Annotated in this window: 18 protein-coding genes; 6 read left to right on the forward strand and 12 right to left on the reverse strand. The window is 66.0% G+C overall.

What is annotated here, in order from left to right; translation table 11 throughout:
- The first annotated feature begins 68 nt into the window (after positions 1-68).
- Entirely contained in the window at positions 69-1,226 is a 1,158-nt protein-coding gene (locus NFC73_RS11815; protein WP_254750415.1) for a glutamate--cysteine ligase, read from the forward strand.
- A 202-nt stretch (positions 1,227-1,428) separates the two neighbouring features.
- Here NFC73_RS11815 and NFC73_RS11820 read toward each other — a convergent pair whose 3' ends face one another.
- Together NFC73_RS11820 and NFC73_RS11825 are read right to left on the reverse strand one after the other, a co-directional pair.
- Positions 1,429-2,406: a TIGR03086 family metal-binding protein gene (locus tag NFC73_RS11820; RefSeq protein ID WP_254750417.1), complete on the reverse strand. Its 978-nt coding sequence runs from the start codon at positions 2,404-2,406 to the stop codon at positions 1,429-1,431.
- On the reverse strand, positions 2,396-2,725 hold the full coding sequence (locus tag NFC73_RS11825) for an ArsR/SmtB family transcription factor (RefSeq protein ID WP_254750419.1): 330 nt from the start codon (positions 2,723-2,725) through the stop codon (positions 2,396-2,398). Before NFC73_RS11825 ends, NFC73_RS11820 begins: the two co-directional genes overlap by 11 nt.
- Before the next feature lie 136 nt (positions 2,726-2,861).
- Between NFC73_RS11825 and NFC73_RS11830 the strand changes: the two genes are divergently transcribed.
- Complete coding sequence (locus NFC73_RS11830; RefSeq protein ID WP_254750421.1) at positions 2,862-3,179, forward strand: hypothetical protein; 318 nt, start codon at positions 2,862-2,864, stop codon at positions 3,177-3,179.
- 64 nt (positions 3,180-3,243) lie between these two features.
- Here NFC73_RS11830 and NFC73_RS11835 read toward each other — a convergent pair whose 3' ends face one another.
- Positions 3,244-3,567, reverse strand: a complete 324-nt coding sequence (locus NFC73_RS11835) for a hypothetical protein (RefSeq protein WP_254750423.1) — start codon at positions 3,565-3,567, stop codon at positions 3,244-3,246.
- A gap of 171 nt (positions 3,568-3,738) precedes the next feature.
- Positions 3,739-4,206, reverse strand: coding sequence for an SRPBCC family protein (locus tag NFC73_RS11840; RefSeq protein ID WP_254750425.1), 468 nt, complete (start codon positions 4,204-4,206; stop codon positions 3,739-3,741).
- 144 nt (positions 4,207-4,350) lie between these two features.
- Here NFC73_RS11840 and NFC73_RS11845 point away from each other — a divergent pair, with 144 nt between their 5' ends.
- Positions 4,351-5,535 carry a metallophosphoesterase family protein gene (locus tag NFC73_RS11845; protein WP_254750427.1) on the forward strand — a complete coding sequence of 395 codons (1,185 nt, stop codon included), beginning with the start codon at positions 4,351-4,353 and terminating at the stop codon, positions 5,533-5,535.
- Between the two features lie 29 nt (positions 5,536-5,564).
- Here the strand turns inward: NFC73_RS11845 and NFC73_RS11850 are convergent, their stop codons facing one another.
- From NFC73_RS11850 to NFC73_RS11860, 3 genes are all read right to left on the reverse strand, one after another.
- The gene (locus NFC73_RS11850; RefSeq protein ID WP_104062412.1) at positions 5,565-5,780 is read right to left on the reverse strand and encodes a hypothetical protein; all 216 of its coding nucleotides are present in this window, start codon (positions 5,778-5,780) and stop codon (positions 5,565-5,567) included.
- Between the two features lie 101 nt (positions 5,781-5,881).
- The gene (locus NFC73_RS11855; protein ID WP_254750429.1) at positions 5,882-6,235 is read right to left on the reverse strand and encodes a GNAT family N-acetyltransferase; all 354 of its coding nucleotides are present in this window, start codon (positions 6,233-6,235) and stop codon (positions 5,882-5,884) included.
- A 68-nt stretch (positions 6,236-6,303) separates the two neighbouring features.
- A complete protein-coding gene (locus NFC73_RS11860; protein WP_254750431.1) occupies positions 6,304-7,494 on the reverse strand; it encodes a serine hydrolase domain-containing protein in 1,191 nt (396 codons plus the stop codon).
- 212 nt (positions 7,495-7,706) lie between these two features.
- Between NFC73_RS11860 and NFC73_RS11865 the strand changes: the two genes are divergently transcribed.
- A complete protein-coding gene (locus NFC73_RS11865) occupies positions 7,707-8,036 on the forward strand; it encodes a DUF6457 domain-containing protein (protein ID WP_058929892.1) in 330 nt (109 codons plus the stop codon).
- Between the two features lie 41 nt (positions 8,037-8,077).
- Here NFC73_RS11865 and NFC73_RS11870 read toward each other — a convergent pair whose 3' ends face one another.
- Positions 8,078-10,405, reverse strand: a complete 2,328-nt coding sequence (locus tag NFC73_RS11870; protein ID WP_254750433.1) for an FdhF/YdeP family oxidoreductase — start codon at positions 10,403-10,405, stop codon at positions 8,078-8,080.
- A 139-nt stretch (positions 10,406-10,544) separates the two neighbouring features.
- Between NFC73_RS11870 and NFC73_RS11875 the strand changes: the two genes are divergently transcribed.
- Together NFC73_RS11875 and NFC73_RS11880 are read left to right on the forward strand one after the other, a co-directional pair.
- Positions 10,545-11,741: a TerC family protein gene (locus NFC73_RS11875; protein ID WP_254750435.1), complete on the forward strand. Its 1,197-nt coding sequence runs from the start codon at positions 10,545-10,547 to the stop codon at positions 11,739-11,741.
- A 245-nt stretch (positions 11,742-11,986) separates the two neighbouring features.
- On the forward strand, positions 11,987-15,667 hold the full coding sequence (locus NFC73_RS11880; RefSeq protein ID WP_254750700.1) for a TM0106 family RecB-like putative nuclease: 3,681 nt from the start codon (positions 11,987-11,989) through the stop codon (positions 15,665-15,667).
- Between the two features lie 43 nt (positions 15,668-15,710).
- On the opposite strand, the gene NFC73_RS11885 is transcribed toward NFC73_RS11880, so the two are convergent.
- The 4 genes from NFC73_RS11885 to NFC73_RS11900 form a co-directional block, all read right to left on the reverse strand.
- Positions 15,711-16,055, reverse strand: a complete 345-nt coding sequence (locus NFC73_RS11885) for an acylphosphatase (RefSeq protein WP_254750437.1) — start codon at positions 16,053-16,055, stop codon at positions 15,711-15,713.
- Between the two features lie 5 nt (positions 16,056-16,060).
- A complete protein-coding gene (locus NFC73_RS11890; RefSeq protein ID WP_254750439.1) occupies positions 16,061-16,606 on the reverse strand; it encodes a YceI family protein in 546 nt (181 codons plus the stop codon).
- Between the two features lie 167 nt (positions 16,607-16,773).
- Positions 16,774-17,568, reverse strand: coding sequence for an alpha/beta fold hydrolase (locus NFC73_RS11895; protein WP_254750441.1), 795 nt, complete (start codon positions 17,566-17,568; stop codon positions 16,774-16,776).
- A 38-nt stretch (positions 17,569-17,606) separates the two neighbouring features.
- A complete protein-coding gene (locus NFC73_RS11900; protein WP_254750443.1) occupies positions 17,607-18,536 on the reverse strand; it encodes a pullulanase X25 domain-containing protein in 930 nt (309 codons plus the stop codon).
- Positions 18,537-18,647 lie beyond the last annotated feature (111 nt).

Consider the following 18,647-nt stretch of genomic DNA (forward strand, 5'->3'; position numbering starts at 1 on the left):
GAAGCCTCCACGGTTTCAGGGAACAGGTGTGGCATTTGGAGCCGCTTTTGTTGGCGCACACTTAACCAGTGCGTACTTTTGGTGTTGAAGAAGAATTCCTGATCGTTGATCCCTCCAACGGCAGTCCCCTGCCCCTGGCAGCAGACCTGCTGCGCCTCCAGGACCCGGGCGAACCGGCGGACCTTTCCACGCACCCGGCGCTCGCCGTCGAGCTTCACCAGGAACAGCTCGAAGTGATCACCCACCCGCACAGCACCCTGAGCGGACTCTCCGCCGAGATCCTGTCAGGCCGCGCCTACGCGGACTCACTCGCCCGAAAAGTCGGCGCCAGGATCGCCGCGCTTGCCACATCCCCGCTGGCAGTGACACCCCACTCCACCAGCAACCCCCGCTATGACGCGCTGCTGGAAAAGTTCGCCGTGGTGGCCCGTGAGCAGCTGACCTGCGGATGCCACATCCATGTCTCGGTCGATTCCGATGAGGAAGGCGTCGCAATCCTGGACCGCATCAGGTCCTGGCTGCCGCCGCTGATGGCGCTGAGCTCCAATTCCCCGTTCTGGGACGGCGCTGACAGTGGCTACGCGAGCTTCCGCACCCAGGCCTGGAATCGCTGGTCCTCGGCCGGGCCGACGGAAATCTTCGGCTCGGCGCAGGCCTACCACCAGCGCGTGGCGGACCTGGCTGCCACGGGCGTAGTCAATAACCCTGATTTTGACGCCCGACTCTCCGCCCGCCACCCCACCGTGGAGATCCGGGTATCCGATGTTTGCCTCGATCCCCGCGACACCGTCCTGATCGCCGCCCTGGTGCGGGGCCTGGTGGAGACAGCTGCCCGGGAATGGAAATCCGGGCAGGCGGCGGACACGGTCTCAGCCATCATCCTGCGCCAGGGAGCCTGGCTGGCCAGCCGGTGGGGCATCCAGGGCGAGCTGCTCCACCCGCTGACCCACAAACCGGAGTCCGCGCGCAACGTCATCGCCGCCCTCCACAACCACGTCCGCGACGCCCTGGTGGAGGCCGGCGATGCAGCCTACGTCGAGGAATCCCTGCAGCGGATCTTCGCCGACGGAACCGGCGCCAGGCTGCAGCGGCAGGCCTACGCGCGCCACGGCCGGCTGGCAGATGTGGTGAGCGACGCCGTCGTGGTTACCCACCAGGAACCCGCCATCTACGAGCCGCTCACCCAGGCTGACCTGTCACTCTTGGTCCCCAACCCGGTGGTTTAGCCACCAAACCTGAACGAGCAACCCCGCGCGCCGGGGGCTTCGCGGCATGGCGCTCCCCGGGCCCACGAGCTTCATCAGGCCTTGGGGCTGCAGGTCCAGGGCGAACCTGACCTTCGTCCCGCCGGGAACTTCGCTGAGGCGGTACTCCCCGGTGGGCCGGCAGCCCCGGTTTTCAGGGCGATGGCCTGATTCCCCTCGGCGATCAGTTGGCCATGACCCGGCGGCCGGTGAACGCCACCAGCCGGTCCATGCTTGCCGCGGATTCTTCCACCAGGGTTTCGTCGGCGAAGCTCTTTCCGCGCATCTGCGGGCTGATGGTGTTGTGTGCCAGGCCCAGGACGTAGTCGGACAGTACCGGCGAAACGTCCAGGTCCTGGCCGGTGGCCGTTGCGAAGTCCCAGGCGTGGACCAGGAATTCCAGGTTCAGGATGTTGGCCACCATGGAGGCCGGCAGTTCCGCGAAGCCCATGTCGACGGTCCCCTCCAGGCCGCGGGCCTGGAACGCTTCCAGCGTGGGCTGGGCGGCGTCCGCGACGCGGACTTCCGGTGCGGCATCCGGCTGATCGACGACGGCGACACCCAGGGCCTTGCCGATTCCCGTGATGGAGCCCACCAGGTGTTCCACGAGTTCCGCTACGGTGAAGTCCTCGCACGGCGTCGGCTTGTCCGCGTCACCATGTGTCAGCGTCCGCAGGACACGCTGGACGATCGCGAGAGTGGCCTCGGCGCTGACGAGCTCCGTGAGCGGATCCGGAGCAGCCGCCCAATCGTCAGCGCCGGCGTCGTCCGTGCTGGCCAGCGTGACCAGGCGCTCGAAGTAGTGGTTCCACCCCTCGGTGTGGCCGGCCGCGGCTTCCGGGCTGAGGCCCTCGTGGACGAGGCGGACGTTGGTCCCGCCGTCGACGCTGTCCAGGGTGATGGTGACCGTGGACGCATCGGCGGCTGGGGCCGTGGAACCTTCCCAGTCCCAGGTGAAGACGACGCGCTTGCCGGGTTCGATTTCCGTGAATGTGCCCGCCGCGGAGTGCCCCGGCGTGATGGTCCAGCGGTATTCTCCACCCACCCGGAGGTCCACGCGCGCCGCGACGGCCTGCCAGCGCCGCAGCCGTTCGGGCCGGGTGATCAGGGCGAAGGCAGTGTCCGGGTCGACCGGAATGAAGACGGATTTGTCAATGGTCATCAGGGTTCTCCTTGAGATGTGGATGCTGCAGGGCGGTGGCCTCGGCCACCAGTGAATCCAGTTCGTCGGTCCAGAAAATGTCCAGGGATTCCCTGAGACTCCTCATTCCTCCGGAGTCGAGACTGTAGTACCGGTTGCGTCCGTCCTTCCTGGCACGCACCAGTCCGACGTCGGCCAGCACCAGCAGGTGCTGGGAGATCGCGGACCGGCTGACGGCAAAGTTGGCCGCCAGTTCAGTGACGGACTGCTCGCCCCGGGCCAGCAGTTGAAGCAGGCGGCGCCTGTTCGGTTCCGCGGCAGTTTCGAGAAGATCAGGCACCGGAGTTACGTTAGCGACTGCTAACGCATTAAGCAAGAGCAATGACGCGCATTCTGTGCCTCGCGTCGGATTCTGCCCAATCATCAGCAGAATCCGTCGGCCGCAAGTGGGCCGGGAACCGCGGGATAATGGAAGCATGAGCAATCAGGACCCCGATCCCTGGGCGGAATTCGACAGGCTCAAGCCCGCAGTCCCGGACCGTGTGGCCGGCTATCCCGGCGGCGAACCGGTGGGCTTCGGCTTCCGAACGGGTGTGCGCAGCGCCAAAGTGGCCCTCGGCTTCGCCGTGTACGCGCTGGCGCTGGGAACCATGCTGGTCCTCACCGGCGCGGTGGTCTTCATCGCGCAGGGGCAGTGGCTGCTGCTCGGGCTGATGCTGCTGGTCGAGGCCGTCTTTGTCTATGGATTCATCCGGCTGGCACGCCAGGCGCGCGACCGCCGAGTCTCCGGCTAGCCGCCCTCCGGCCAGGCGGGCTTCTGGGCAGGCTGCGGGGCAGGCTTCTGGCCGGGCAGTATGGCTAGGACCGCGCGGCGCGGATAGCCCGGGCCCCAGCGGCGCCGACAGCCAGGATCACCGGGACCAGGCACATCAGGGTGACCACGGTGTTGGGACGGAACACCGCACGGCCGCCGACGGTCCGGTACACACCCAGCGGCAGCACCATCCCGCCGCCACCGCCGCCGGAGGCACCGTCACCGGCTTCGCCGCCTCCCCCGAACCCGAAGGACACGAGGGCAACCGGGATGATTTCTTCCCCGCCCACCTGGACGGCCGGGCCATAGGCCTTGGTGACACCGATGTTTTTGAAGGTGTCCACGAGGGACGAAAAGGAATCAGACATGACCTCACCATAGGCGCGCGGCGCAGCGATCACCATGGGTGAGAGGCCGACGTCGGGCCTTCCTCCAGTGAGCCGCGCATTGCCCCGCGCCCACCCCGTGGCGAAGGTCTGGTTCGCGACGAGGCCATCACCTGCTGACACCGGGCAAGCGCCGGCGTCAGCCGCCCCGGGTCAGGCCTTGTTGGCCGTCGCGGCGGCCGAGAGGGCGGCCAGCCCGCGCTCAAAGTCGCCGCCGACCATCTTGTCCATGTTCACGACCATGGCGAAAATCTTCGCGAGCCCCTTGTTCTCGCCGGTCATCCGCCACGTGACCTGGGTCCCGCCGTCGGCCGGTGTGAACGTAAACGTGGTGGGATTTACGGCCTTGAACGGCTTGGTGAACTCAAGGCGGACCTTGATGCTCCGGGGAGCATCCGACTCGACGATCTCCATGTTTCCGCTGCCTGCTTTGCGGTTGCCGCTCCAGGCATACGTGGCCCCCACACCGGCCTCACTGCCCGAATACGAGCGGTTAAGTTCCGGGTCCACGTTCTCCCAGGGCGACCATTTGGTCCACTCCAGGAAGCTGTTGACCAGCGGAAACACGTCTTCCGCGGGGGCGGGAATAAGGGCGCTGCGGGTGACTTCGTAAGTTGACATGCCGCAATCATAGGTGGAGGGAGCCGCTATTCAGCGGGTCCCGCATGTGGCGTTCACCAAGTGTTCCGGAACCCGATACCTGTCTTGCGTACGGTCGCAGGATCGACGGCCGGAAGTACGGCCGCATCAGCGAAAGAGGCAACGATGACCACCGGAATCCACCAGCACACCCTCAGTCGACGAGCAGCGCTGGCTGCCGCCGGAACGCTTGGCGCGCTGGGACTGACAGTGGCGGCGGCAACCGGCAGCTACGCGGCGCCGGGGGCGAAGGCACCCAAACCCACCCTCGCCTTCCGCCCTGACGGCGGCTTCAAAGTGGTCCAGTTCAACGACACCCAGGACGATGAGCAAACGGACCGCCGCACCATCGAGCTCATGGACAAGACCCTGGACGCGGAGAAGCCGGACTTCGTGGTGATCAACGGCGATGTGATCAATGGCGGCTGCGACTCCGAGCTGGAGGTCAAGCAGGCACTCAACCACGTGGTCCAGCCCATGGAGCGCCGGCAGATCCCGTGGGCCGTCACGTTCGGCAACCACGACGAGGATTCCGTGGCACGGACGGGCATGACCGAGGCCAAAATGCTGCAGTTCCTGCAGACCTATGAATTCAACGTGAACGGCGACTCCACGCCGGGGCTCACCGGGACGTCGAACTCGCTGCTGCTCGTGCAGTCGGCCAAGTCCAAGGAGCCCGCCTTCGGCCTGTGGCTCATCGACACAGGCCGGTACGCCCCGGACGCCATCAATGGACAGGACTTCGAAGGCTACCCCGACTGGGACTGGGTACGCATGGACCAGGTCACCTGGTACCGCAACCTGTCCATCGCCACCGAGCAGAAGTACGGCAAGAAGGTCCCCTCCCTGATGTGGGGCCACATCGCGCTCCACGAGCACCGCAACATGTGGTTCGCCAGCCTCGACTCGCGGACGGACGCCGATCACACCCGGGCCCGCACGAAGCACAACATCGTCGGTGAACGGAACGAGGACGAGTGCCCCGGCCCCATCAACTCCGGCCTGTTCAGCGCCTTCCTGGAACGCGGGGATGTGCTCGGCTACTTTGTGGGCCACGACCACGTCAACACCTACGTGGGCAACTACTACGGGGTGCAGCTCGGCTACGCCCCCGGAACCGGATTCGGCGCCTATGGTCTCCCCGGCGCTGAACGGAACCGCCTGCGCGGCGCCCGGGTCTTTGAGCTGGATGAGAACCACCCCGGAATCTACAAGGACACCCGGCTGGTCTTCGCCAAGGACATGGGCATCGACCTGACGGCCAACGACCAGCCGATCGTTCCCCAGCCACTGGATGCGGCCCAGGCTTAGGGCTCCTACGGGCGAGGGGGTGGGACGGGCTATCCGGCTGTTGGCCGGTTCCTGCCGTCCCATCCCCTGTGCCGCAGGTTGCGGGTGGCCATCAGCGAGGCGCCAATGAACAGCACGCCCAGGACCACGGTGGCGACACCCACGTAGAACCATCCACCCTGGCCGAAGATCATCAGCGCGACGCCCAGCAGGCACAGGCCTTTAGCGGTGATATCCAAGTACAGCTGCACCTTTGGCGAGTCCATACCTCCACGATAAGCCCGGCGGCGGCATCGCACCCCGTGCACCATTCCCAGGGTTCCGCGGTCAACGCCCGGCTCGGCCGAGCGCGGCAGGCACCTGACCGCTACGCCCGGGCCCGCGGGGCCAAGGCGGTGTTCAGGAACTCCAGGTGCGCCGGCGTGACGGCCACCGCCGCCGCCGCATATTCGGGGTGCTTGCGGACGTACTTCTTGATGAAGGGGCAGACCGGGACGATGGCGCGGCCCTCCTCCACCGTTTCATTGAGCGCCACCTTGGCGAGCTTGCCCGCGAGCCCCTGCCCGCCGTATTCCTCATTGATCACCGTGTGGTAGAAAATCCGCTGCGGCGGGCCGCCGCCGTCGTACTCCTTGTACACGGCTTTACCAATGACGTTCCCGCCGGTCAGCACTTCGAAGCGCTGCCGCTCCGGATTGTGGCGGATGGTGACATCGTGCACGGGATCTCCTCGGTTCGGCTTCTCGTACAGCCTAACCTCGGGACCCCCGCCCTTATTTCGTCGGCCCGCTAACAGGCCAGGTTGAGCGCGTTCACGGCTGCTTCGGCCATCTCGAGCGATCGCCAGTCTTCGAAACCAACGGGGTCCGGGGCGGGTTCACGGGCCACCGCCATGGCCACCTGCCGGGACCCGTCTGCGCTGATCAGCGCGAGTGCCGCGTATCCCCGCACCACGCCGATGTGGCCGAAATAGTCATTGTTGGAGCACTCGTCGTACTGCCTGACGAGGCCAAGGCCGAACGTTTCGTACTTTGGATGATGCATCTCCTGCACGCTTTGGAGCGTCAGCAGGGTCCCTTTCTGCAGTGCGGCGAAATAGGTGTTGAGTTCCGGGACGGTGGAAATCATCCCGGTGTCGGGGGAACCGTTGTGGAATGGAACTAGAGCCTGGTCCTCCAACTCGCCGGTTTCCGTCCGGGTGTAGCCGTGGAGCATCCGCTGCGGGCCCGGCTCATCCCCCGTCATCAGGGTGTCCTGCAGCGCCAAGGGCACCACGTTGTCGTCGTGAATGACCGCTCCGATGTCCTTGCCCTGCAGCTTCTCGACGAGGAGGGCCAACGCCGAATAATTCGTGGCGGAGTAGCCATACAGGCTGCCCGATCCGCCGGTCCAGGGCATGCCCGCAACGAACGACACACGTTGCTCATGGGTGAAGGGCCCGTCACCTATGTGGATGGGCGATACCCAATAATCGGGCATCCCGGACCGGTGGCTGAGCAGGCTGCGTATGGTGATGGGTCCAGGCGGCTTAATGATGTTCTCGAAGTCCGGCAGGTACTGCTGGATTGGGTCATCGAGCTGGACTTTTCCCTCCTCCACCAGCTTCATGACGGACACCGCCACCATGGTGGTAGTGATGTCGCCGATATGGGTCTGGTCCGTCAACTGCACAGGTTCCTGGGTTTCAAGGCTGCGGAAGCCTTCGGCCGAGGACCATTCGCCCAGCCGTGACTTCAGCTGGATGATGACCGCCGTCGCTCCCCGTGCACGCGTTTCCGCGCTGTACTTTTCCAGCACCCCCACAAAAGCCCGCGGCGCCCGGGCAGTGGCGGACGCCGCCGTCGTGGATTGAACAGTCGGGGACTGCTGATCCGGCGGATCCGGGGCGCTGGTGCAGCCTGCGAGCGAGGCCACCAGCGCGGCCGCTGCCACAGCGACCGCAAAGCCTGAGGAGCTGAAACCATGAACGGCTGCCCGCATCCCACGTCCCTTCACGGGGCCGGTCAGCAACTGAACTCCCAAGAGACCGCCAGCTGCCCCGGCACCTTCGATGTTCCTCAGGGCAAAACGGGGTGTCAAGGCCGCTGCCGCAGCCCGGTGACGCAGCCGCCCAAGCATTGTAGTGTCGTGGGCAATGGGCAAGGACTCCCCCTGCCGCCCACCAGCAGCGAACCGCCAACCTAGGAGCGAACATGACTGTTGACGAGAACGAAGCCCAGGTCCTGGACCAGTGGACCCAGCGACTGGCGCAGGCACTGCAGATCCTGGACCTGGAGGTGGATCAGGAACTCCTCCTTGACCTGGCCAGGAAGTCTGCCGGCTCGGTGATCCATGCGGCCGCACCGGTCACCACGTTCCTGGTGGGTTACGCCGCAGGGCTCGCCGCCGGCAACGGCAGCGCCGGATCCAAGGAAAAGTCGACGGCGGCAGTCACCCAGGCGGCGGACGTCGCCTTCCGGCTGTGCGAGGACGGGCACGACGGCGGCCCGGCGGCTGAGGGGTGGGCGGACACCGGTCAGTAGCGGGTCCAGGATCTCCATCAGCGGTTCTGGCCCGCAGCCCCCTATCCCGCGGCGGTCGGTTCCCCAACTAGCACGGCCACCGGCTCCAGCCGGACGATCACTTCCTTCGACGCCGGCGTCTGGCTGCCCTCGGCCACACTGTCCAGCGGCACCAGCACGTTGGCCTCAGGGTAGTAGGCTGCCGCGCAGCCGGCCGCCGTGGGGTAGGAGACCACCCGGAAGTTCCGCAGCACCCGCTCCACGTTGTCCTGGTACACGCCGTGGATATCCACGTGCTGCCCGTCGCTGAGTCCCAGTTCGGCGAGGTCCCCGGGGCTGACAAACACCACTTCGCGGCCTTTCTTGATGCCCCGGTAGCGGTCGTTGTTGCCGTAGATGGTGGTGTTGAACTGATCGTGCGAGCGCATGCTCTGCAGGATCAGCGTTCCGGCCGGCCGCTCCATATGTTCGAGTTCGTTGACGGTGAGCATGGCCTTGCCCGTCGGGGTGGTGAACGTCCGCGAATCCCGTGGCCCGTTCGGGAGCACAAAACCGCCGTCCTGCCGGATCTTCCGGTTGTAGTCCTCACAGCCGCTGACCACGTGCGAGATGTGGTCCCGGATGAGGTCGTAGTCCTTCTCGAACCCGGCCCAGTCCGCCTGCACGGAGTCACCCACCACTTTTTGGGCCAGCCTGCTGACGATTGCCACTTCGGACAGCAGGCCCGGCGCCACCGGCTCCACCGTCCCGTGTGAGGCATGCACGGCGCAGACCGTGTCCTCCACGGACACAAACTGCGGACCCGATTCCTGCATGTCGATCTCCGTGCGGCCCATCGTGGGCAGGATCAGCGCCTCGGCGCCGGTGACCGTGTGCGAGCGGTTGAGTTTGGTGGAAATCTGGACCGAGAGCTCGGTGTTCTCCATCGCCTCGAACGCCGCGTGGGTGTCCGAAATGGCTCCCACGAAGTTACCGCCCATGGCCACGAAAACCTTGATGCCGCCGTCGCGCATTTGCCTGATGGTTTCGACGGAATCGACGCCGTGTTCGCGCGGCGGTTCGAAGCTGAATTCCTTGCCGAGGGCGTCCAGGAATGCCGGCGGCATCTGCTCCCAGATGCCCATGGTGCGGTCGCCCTGGACGTTGCTGTGACCGCGGATGGGAGAGGCTCCGGCGCCGGGCTTGCCGATGTTGCCCCGGAGCAGCAGGAGGTTGATGATCTCCTTGATGGTGGCCACGCCCTTCTTGTGCTGGGTGATGCCCATGGCCCAGGTGATGATCACCTTCTCCGCCCTGAGATAACGGTCCGCGAGCTCGTCGATATCCTCGGTCCGCAGGCCGGTGCCCGCCAGCACGGCAGCCTCGTCCAGCCGGGAAAGGTGCTCGCGAAGCTCCTCCAGACCTTGGCAGTGTTCGGCAAGGAACGCGTGGTCCAGCACCGTGCCCGGATGCGCAGCTTCGGCGTCCAGGACCCGCTTGGAGACAGCCTGGAGCAGGGCCATGTCGCCGCCGATACGGACCTGCAGGAACTGGTCGGCGATCTCCGTGCCGCGGCCAATGATCCCCTTGACCTTCTGCGGGTTCTTGTAGCGCATCAGGCCCGCTTCCGGCAGCGGATTCACAGCCACAATGCTGGCTCCCGCCTCCTTGGCTTCCTCCAGGGCGGTCAGCATCCGCGGGTGGTTGGTGCCCGGGTTCTGGCCCATCACGATGATCAGGTCCGCCTTGGCGAAGTCATCGTAGGAGATGGTGGCCTTGCCGATCCCGATGGTCTGGCCCATGGCCCAGCCAGAGGACTCGTGGCACATGTTGGAGCAGTCCGGCAGGTTGTTGGTCCCGTAGGCCCGGACAAACAGCTGGTAGAGGAACGCGGCCTCGTTGGAGGTCCGGCCGCTGGTGTAGAAAGCGGCCTGGTCCGGGCTCGGCAGCCCCTTGAGCTTGTCGGCGACGATGGCGAACGCCTGCTCCCAGCTGACCGGCCGGTAGTGGTCCTCCCCCGCCGGCTTGTGGACAGGCTCGGTGAGGCGCCCCTGCATCCCCAGCCAGTACTCGGACCGCTGCCGCAGGTCACTGACCGGGTTCTCGGCCCAGAATTCGGAGCCGATCACCACCGGAGTGGCCTCCCAGGTGACAGCTTTGGCGCCGTTTTCGCAGAACTCGAACGTCTTGCGGTGCCCCGGGTCCGGCCACGCGCAGCTCATGCAGTCGAAACCGTCCTTCTGGTTCAGGGCAAGCAGGGTTTTCCCGGTCCTGACCAGGCCCATGTGCTGCACGGCCGGCTCCAACGAGTGGTAGACGCCCGGGACGCCCGCGGCCCACGTCTTGGGGTGGCCGCTGACCTCGATGTCAGCCTCGTTGGCATCTTCCACGTGCGGGTTCTTGCGTGCCACGTTGCACTCTCCTTGGTTCAAGCCCTCACCGGCAGCGCAACCGGTTTTCAGCTCGGTGTGACGGTCCCATTCCACCCTTGTTCAGGGGGTTATCCAAGTCAAGCAGGACTAACGGCAAACGCCTAGGTAGGGTGGACAGATGGACGTCCCTCCCTTTGTCTGGACCCTGACCATCGCGGGAATCGTGGGCCTGCTGGCTTTCGATTTCTTCTTCCATGTCCGCAAGGCACACACGCCCACCCTCAAGGAATCGGCCATCTGGTCCTCCATCTATGTGGGGATCGCCCTCCTCTTTGGCCTGGGCGTGCTGTGGTTCGGCGGCACCACCATGGGCACCGAGTACTTCGCCGGGTACATCACGGAGAAGGCCCTGTCCGTGGACAACCTCTTTGTGTTCCTGATCATCATGGCCAGCTTCAAGGTCCCCCGCGCGGACCAGCAGAAGGTGCTGCTGTTCGGCATCGTCTTCTCGCTGATCGCCCGGACGGCGTTCATTTTCCTCGGCGCCGCTTTGATCAACAGCTTCGCGTGGGTGTTCTACATTTTTGGCCTGATCCTGCTGATCACCGCGGGGAACCTGCTCAAGCCGGACGGCCACGACGAAGACGCCGAAGGCGTGGTGGTCAGGCTCGCGAAAAAGTACCTCCCGGCGTCGGCCCATTACGACGGCGACAAGCTCTTCACCCAGGAGAACGGCAAACGCGTCCTCACCCCGATGCTCCTGGTGATGGTGGCCATTGGCGGCACCGACATCCTGTTTGCGCTGGACTCCATCCCCGCCATCTTCGGCCTCACGCAGAACGTCTTCATCGTCTTCACGGCCACCGCGTTCTCGCTCATGGGCCTGCGCCAACTCTTCTTCCTGATCGACGGACTGCTGGACCGGCTGATCTTCCTTGCCTATGGTCTCGCCGCCATCCTCGGCTTCATCGGCGTCAAACTCATCCTGCATGCCCTGCACGAGAACAACCTGCCGTTTATCAACGACGGCTTGCACGTCAACGTCGTCGAAGTCAGCACCGGCGTGTCCCTGACCGTGATCCTGGGCGTCCTGGCGGTCACCGTCCTGGCCTCGATCTTCAGCCCCAAAGGCAAGGCCAAGAACGCGGTGTCCGGCGCCAAACGGCACGCCATCGAATACCTGGACCTCAACTACGAAACGGACATGGCGGAGCGGGACAAGCTGTTCACGCAGATGGTCCGGGAGGAAGACCAGATCCGCAGCCTGCCGGAGAAGTACAAACGGCTCATCCATAACGAGACCGAATTCCTGGACCTCCTCCGCGAAGCCCACGCCGAGCACGACAAAGCCCAAGTGCGGGCAGCAGAGAGCTAGGGCAACGCGGGGTCACTTAGTGCCCATCGAGAGGCGGCCTCGGACGGGCATTAAGTGACCCCGCGTTGTCAGTGGCCGTTGCTAGATTCAAACCAGCGTCAGGGGAACTGTCCTCCGGCCAGGCACGTCAATGGGGAGGCCCCGTGTTTCTGCTCGATCCAGCCAGCACTGATCCCGGTACTGTTGATCCGCGCCTCGCCGATCCCGGCCGCGCGGATTCCGGTTCCGGCGCGCCGCAGGACCTGGTGTTTTCGGCCAGCGATCTTGTGGCCGCCAGCGAATGTGAGTACCGCACGCTCCGCATCCTCGACGAGAAACTGGGCCGGACCCCCAAAGCGCAGTTTCCCGACGACGAGATGCAGCGCCGTGCCGGGGCCCTCGGTGACAAGCACGAGGCCAAGGTCCTGGCCGGCCTGGTCGCGCAGTACGGCGCCTGGGACGCCAGCCGCGGGGCCGGGGTGTACTCGATCGAGCGCGGGGAAAACACGCGCGGCGAGCTGCTGGCCAAGCAGGCCGAAACCGAACTCGCGCTCCTTGCCGGGGCGGACGTCGTTTTCCAGGCAACGTTCTTCGACGGCGAGTTCCTGGGCTACGCCGACTTCATCGTCAACGAGGCTGCCGGCACCGGGAATCCCGGACGCTACGAGGTGTGGGACACCAAGCTGGCACGGCACGCCAAGGTGGGCGCACTCCTCCAACTTGCCGCCTACGGCGACCAGCTCATCGGCATGGGCCTGGACCCGTCGCCCCGGGTCACGCTGGTGCTGGGAGCCGTGGTGGACGGCGATTACGTCCGCAGCCACCACTCCCTGCCGGACCTGCTGCCGGTCTACCGCGAGCGCCGCGACCGCTTCCGCGCCCTGACCGCCGACCACCGCGAGGCCGGTTCGGCGGTGCAGTGGCAGCAGCCCGGCGTCGCGTTCTGCGGGCGGTGCAACTACTGCGCCGAGCAGGTCCAGTCCCACCGGGATCTCCTGATGGTGGGTGGCATGACCACCCTCCGGCGGAAGAAACTCATCGCCGATCACGTCACCACCATCGACGCTCTGGCGGATCTCCCGCCCAGCAAGGCCACCGGCTCGGTGGCCCGGCTCCGCGACCAGGCCAGGATGCAGCTGGGCCGGGACGTTCCGGACGGTTCCCGCACCTTCGCCAAGGACGGCGAGGAGCACACCGTCACGTTCAAGGTGCTCCCGGAGAACGCCCTGGCAGAGATTCCGAAACCAAGTCCCGGCGACATCTTCTTCGACTTCGAGGGCGATCCCCTCTGGCAGGACCCCGCCACCGGAAAATGGGGGCTGGAGTACCTGTTCGGCGTCATCGAGGCGCCCGTGGTTGACGGTAATGCTGCCGACGCCCACGCCGCCGACAAGCCCGTGTTCCGGCCCTTCTGGGCGCATTCGCGCAACGAGGAGCGGCAGGCCTTCCTGGACTTCCTCGCCTACGTGGAAGAGCGCCGCGCCATGAACCCGGACATGCACGTCTACCACTACGCCGCCTACGAGAAATCGGCGCTGCGGAACCTGTCCGTCACGCACCTCGCCGGCGAGGACATCGTGGACAACTGGCTCCGCGACGGCCTGCTGGTGGACCTCTACGCCACCGCCCGGCATTCGCTGCGGATCTCCGAGCCGTCCTACTCCATCAAGAAGCTTGAGCCCCTCTACATGGGAGACAACCTCCGCTCCGGAGACGTCAAGGACGCCGGAGCCTCCGTGGTGGCGTATGCCGGGTACTGCGCCGCCCGGGACGACGGCGACGCCGCCGCGGCCGCCCACATCCTGGCCTCCATCTCCGACTACAACGAGTACGACTGCCTCTCCACCCTCCGCCTCCGCGACTGGCTGCTGGATCTGCGAGGGACGTCTGCCCCACGCACGGCGTCAACCGGAACAGCAGACGACGGCGGGCGGCCGGCGCCGTCGTCGTCCGCAGCTGCTGCTCCGCCACCCCTTCCGGATCCCGAACCAACACCGGAGGAGCGCCGCCTGCAGGCCTACCTGGCCGGCCTCCCGGACAACCGGCCGTGGACCAACGACGAACGGGCCATCGCCATGGTGGCCGCCGCCACCGGGTACCACCGCCGCGAGCGCAAGCAATTCTGGTGGGAACACTTCGACCGCACCGAGTCCGAGATCGACCACTGGTCCGAGCACCGCAACGTATTTGTGGTGGATACTGCGGAAATACTGACCGACTGGGAGCTCGCAAAGCCCACGGCCCGGATGCGCACCCGCACGCTGAGGCTGTCCGGCGTCATGAGCGAAGGGTCGGAGTTCAAACCCGGGAGCACGTGGTGCCGGCTCTATGATTCCCCGGTCCCTGCCGGCCTGGACGATCCGCTGGGAACCACCACGGGCCGCGGCTTCACCTTTGGCACGCTGGTGACCGCAGTGGAAGACCACCCCCGTGTTGCCGGCCAGACCATGATCACCATCGAAGAGCGGGAAACCGGGAAAGTCCCCGCCTACCCGCATATTCCGGTGGCGCTCACCGAGGACCAGCCCATCCGCACCGCCAGCATCGAAGCCGCCCTGGCCGAGCTGGCCCAGAGTGTCGGCGCCTCGGTCCCCGTCCTTCCGGAACACCCCGGCGTCGACATCCTGCGCAAGGTGCCGCCGCGCTTCCAGTCGATGCCGGGTCCCGCCGCCGTCGGCAAGGACGCCGCCGGTGCAGCGGACTACGTCACGGCGATCACGGCCTCGCTGCTGGACCTCGATCATTCGTACCTTGCCGTGCAGGGCCCTCCCGGGACGGGCAAAACCTACGTCGGCTCCCACGTCATTGCCCGGCTGGTGAAGCAGGGCTGGAAGATCGGGGTGGTGGGGCAGTCCCACGCCGTCGTGGAGAACATGCTGTGCACCGTGATCGAAACCGCCGGTGTGGATCCGGCGCGGGTGGCGAAGAAGCTGGCCGCCCCGCACGCTGTGCTGTGGCACCGCACGTCCGACGACGACGTCGCCGCGCTGGTCGACTCCCCCGGCGGCTGCCTGGTGGGCGGCACCGCCTGGACCATGACGGGCAGGTCCGTCCCCGCCGGATCCTTGGACCTGTTGGTCATTGACGAGGCCGGCCAGTTCTCGCTGGCAAACACCGTGGCCGTGGCCCGCGCGGCCAAGCGGCTCCTGCTCCTCGGGGACCCGCAGCAGCTGCCGCAGGTGACGCAGGGCTCGCACCCGGAGCCCGTGGACGAGTCTGCCCTTGGCTGGCTCGCTGCCGGGCACGCCACCCTCCCCGGCGAACTGGGCTACTTCCTGGCGGACAGTTGGCGCATGCACCCGGACCTGTGCCGGGCCGTGTCCGTCCTCAGCTACGACGGAAAACTCGAAGCTGCGCCTGCGGCATCCCTCCGCAGCCTCGCGGAACTGCCGGCCGGAGTGGAAACAGTCTTTGTGGACCACAGCGGAAACACCAAGTCCTCCGCCGAGGAAGCGGCCGAGGTGGTCCGTCAGGCCCAGCGGCACATCGGGCTGAAATGGCTTCCAGGTGACGACAAGCCGGCCAGGCCGCTGAACCCGGAAGACATCCTGGTGGTGGCAGCCTACAACGCCCAGGTCCAGCTGATCCGGCAGGCCCTGCACAACGCCGGGCTGCCGGGTGTCCGCGTGGGCACGGTGGACAAGTTCCAGGGCCAGGAGGCGCCGGTGGTCCTGGTGTCCATGGCCTGCTCCGCAGTTGCCGAGGCTCCCCGCGGGGCAGAATTCCTGCTGAACCGGAACCGGATCAACGTGGCTGTGTCGCGTGGCCAGTGGCGGGCCGTGATCATCCGTTCCCCCGAGCTTACGAATTACATGCCGACCAAACCGGCGGTGCTTGAGGAACTTGGGGCTTTCATCGGCCTCAGCGCGGGTATCAACAGTGCGCTTACTCACAGCCGCGCAACGCCCCGGGCGACGCCGAAGCAAACATCACCAACCTCCACATAGCCCCTGGGCAGGGGGCCGACGGGGAGCTGTCAGCGGGGCCCTCTCAGCGGGCCCTGAAATCCTGGAACGATCCGTCGGCCGCGGAGATGGACTCCTCCACCCGTTCCACGCGACCGGGCGCGTTCTCCGACCTCAGCCAGTCCAGGAGCTTTTGGATCTGCTGCTCAGGCCCCTCGGCCACGATGGACACAGAGCCGTCGTCGACGTTCCTCACCACGCCCTTGAGGCCGAGTTCGTCGGCCTTGCCCATCGTCCAGAAACGGAATCCGACCCCCTGCACCACGCCAAAGATGCGGGCAGAGAGCCGGATATCGCCGTTATCCCGGCGCAGATTATCCCGGCCAGGGTTGTCCCGGCCGGAGTCATCCCGGCGCCAGGAAAAGCTCATGGCAGTCAGGACTGCTTAACCAGCGCCGCTTCGACGTTGATCTTGACCTTGTCACTGACCAGCAGGCCGCCGGCTTCGAGGGCGGCATTCCAGGTCAGGCCGAACTCCTTGCGGCTGATCTCGCACTCGGCGGAGAATCCTGCGCGGGTGGCACCAAAGGGGTCCACGGCTACCCCGGTGAACTCGACCTCCAGCTCCACCGGCTTGGTGATTCCGCGGATGGTGAGATCGCCCGTGAGCGTGTAATCCTCGCCGTCGCCCTCCACCGCGGTGGCCCGGAACGTCATCTCGGGGTACTCCTCCACATCGAAGAAGTCCGGCCCCTTCACGTGTCCGTCGCGGTTGGCGTCGCCGGACTCGAAGCTGGCCGTTTTGACCGTGGCGTGCAGCGAAGCTTCGGCAAGGGACGCGCCGACGCGGGCTTCGGCCGAGGCATCCGTGAAACGTCCGCGGACCTTGCTGATGCCCGCGTGCCGGACAGTGAAGCCGATCTCGCTGTGCGACATGTCCAGGGTCCAGACGCCCGGGGTAAGGCCTGAAGGTAGAGTCACTTTTGCATCTCCTTGGTGGGAAACAGTGGTGTGGAAACCGGCCAGGACGGCCGGTTTCCACACTGCTTCACTCCGGAGTTTTTGTCCAGATACTGACCCTAAATCCGCCCCCAGATGCCGTTATCTGGACCGAAAACTCAGCAGGTCGGGGTGATCCCCGTCAGGAATCAGGTCGCAACACGGCGCAGGAACTGGCGGACTGCGGTGTTGAAGGCCTCCGGCGCTTCGCTGGCTGCCATGTGCCCGACGCCGGGAATCACAACCAGCTCGGACGCGGGGATCCGCCGGTGCATGTCGCGGGCCACGTCCAGAGGTGAGCGGACATCCTCGGCCCCGTACAGCAGGAGCGTGGGGATAGTTATGGCGGGCAGGACGTCGCGGTAGTCCGAGCGGCCCAAGGCGTTGAGAATGGCACGCATTCCGGCGGGGTGGAAGTCCGCGGAGATGTCGATCGCTTCCTGGATCAGGGCGGTATCCGCGTGCTGGGTGAAGAGCGTGGGCAGCCAGTCTTCGATGACCACGGTGCCGGGATGGTCCAGCTCCGACGTGACCTGGGCGATGCGCCGCTCCACCTCCTCAGCCGGGAGAGACCCGGCCCAGCCCGCGTAGGCCGATGCCAGGATCAAGGAGGCCGCCGCTTCAGGGTGGCCCGCATAGAGGGCCAGGGCCATGCATGATCCCCAGGACAAACCCAGCACGTGGGGCTTCCCTTGTACTGCCGCTTGCAGGAACGCTGCCAGTATGTCCCCCAGGTCCCGGTCGGTCAGGTCCGGGGGCGGATCATCCGATTGCCCGCAGCCGGGCGCGTCCCAAGCGAACACGGTGAAGTCATTGCACAGCCCTTCCATCTGTCGTCGCCAGCTTCGACTGTCGTCATAGGCGCCATGGAGCAGAACCAGCGACGGACCGCGGCCAGCCCGTTGGTAGGCAATGCGCAGCCCCGAAACCTCCACGGAATCCATGCCCCATTTTAGAACTCCGTGGAGGACACCCACGAGGGTCAGTTGATGGTGATGTCCCGCGTGCGGTGGTCGTAGCGGATGGTGACCGTGCCGCCGTCGTGGTGCAGTTCGTGGTTGGGGCCATCGAACGTGCCGAACGCGCCGTAGTTCTCGTCCCACGAACGGTTCAGGGCGATCTTGAAGGCGTACGAGCCGGCGGGCAGGTCTGCACTGATCTTCCAGAGCTGGTCCAGGGCATCGAGCGTCAGCTGAGCCTCGTCGTACTGCGGGGCCCAGTTTTCCGGCGCGCCCAGTATGGTGTTGAAGTCGCCGGCAACCGCAACGGCCTCGGGCTGCGGGAAAGTCTCCACTGCGGGCGTTTCTGCCGTTGCCTTGGGCGCTGCCTTAGCCGCAGTCTTGGGCGCAGCCTTAGCCGCAGTCTTGGGCGCAGCCTTGCGCGAGCGGACCGCCTTGACCACGGGCTCCACGGCGTCCTCGATGGCGTCCTCGATTGCCTTCGCGGCCTTCCCGACGGCGTCGGCAGCCTTCTTCGCGGGAGTCCGCTTTGCCGGGGCCTTCTTGGCGGGAGCCGCCTTGACTGCCGGTGCCGGTGCCGCAACGGGTGCCGGCGGAATGGCGACGTCCGCAGGAACCGGGGTGCCGGCGTCGAGCGCTGTGGCGAAGGAATCCGCATCAGGGAACGCGACCGTGGCGCGCATGCCGTCCTCGGTGATGGTCCAGCCGGAACGGCCCTTGACCAGCCAGCCGGCCTTGACCAGCTTGGCCGTGGCGGACGTGAGCGTCTTGTGTCCACGCGGAATGCCGCCGCTGAGCAGCGTGGCCTCGTGATCACTGAACGGCACGCGCGCGGTGGCTTCCGCCAGAACCTCGCCGGCATTGAGTGAACCGCCGGACCAGACGCCTTCCGTCAGGACGTGCAGCACGGTCTTGAGTCGGAGGTCGGTGTTATCTGCGATGGACTTGGCCATGATTCCCCTTGCGTAATGCGATCTGTCACTAGGCATCCTGCCAAGATCCTGTTAAATCGCGCGACTTGAATAGGTTAACTCTTCGTGTCATGACCGACTATGACGCGGATT

The sequence above is a fragment of the Pseudarthrobacter humi genome (assembly GCF_024294965.1).
GTDB classification, from domain to species: domain Bacteria; phylum Actinomycetota; class Actinomycetes; order Actinomycetales; family Micrococcaceae; genus Arthrobacter; species Arthrobacter humi.

Excerpts from the sequence above, each read along its gene's own strand:
- NFC73_RS11820 (WP_254750417.1), bottom strand. The coding sequence starts at position 2,406 with ATGACCATTGACAAATCCGTCTTCATTCCGGTCGACCCGGACACTGCC.
- NFC73_RS11830 (WP_254750421.1), top strand. The coding sequence starts at position 2,862 with ATGAGCAATCAGGACCCCGATCCCTGGGCGGAATTCGACAGGCTCAAG.
- NFC73_RS11835 (WP_254750423.1), bottom strand. The coding sequence starts at position 3,567 with ATGTCTGATTCCTTTTCGTCCCTCGTGGACACCTTCAAAAACATCGGT.
- NFC73_RS11840 (WP_254750425.1), bottom strand. The coding sequence starts at position 4,206 with ATGTCAACTTACGAAGTCACCCGCAGCGCCCTTATTCCCGCCCCCGCG.
- NFC73_RS11845 (WP_254750427.1), top strand. The coding sequence starts at position 4,351 with ATGACCACCGGAATCCACCAGCACACCCTCAGTCGACGAGCAGCGCTG.
- NFC73_RS11850 (WP_104062412.1), bottom strand. The coding sequence starts at position 5,780 with ATGGACTCGCCAAAGGTGCAGCTGTACTTGGATATCACCGCTAAAGGC.
- NFC73_RS11860 (WP_254750431.1), bottom strand. The coding sequence starts at position 7,494 with ATGCGGGCAGCCGTTCATGGTTTCAGCTCCTCAGGCTTTGCGGTCGCT.
- NFC73_RS11865 (WP_058929892.1), top strand. The coding sequence starts at position 7,707 with ATGACTGTTGACGAGAACGAAGCCCAGGTCCTGGACCAGTGGACCCAG.
- NFC73_RS11875 (WP_254750435.1), top strand. The coding sequence starts at position 10,545 with ATGGACGTCCCTCCCTTTGTCTGGACCCTGACCATCGCGGGAATCGTG.
- NFC73_RS11885 (WP_254750437.1), bottom strand. The coding sequence starts at position 16,055 with ATGAGCTTTTCCTGGCGCCGGGATGACTCCGGCCGGGACAACCCTGGC.
- NFC73_RS11895 (WP_254750441.1), bottom strand. The coding sequence starts at position 17,568 with ATGGATTCCGTGGAGGTTTCGGGGCTGCGCATTGCCTACCAACGGGCT.
- NFC73_RS11900 (WP_254750443.1), bottom strand. The coding sequence starts at position 18,536 with ATGGCCAAGTCCATCGCAGATAACACCGACCTCCGACTCAAGACCGTG.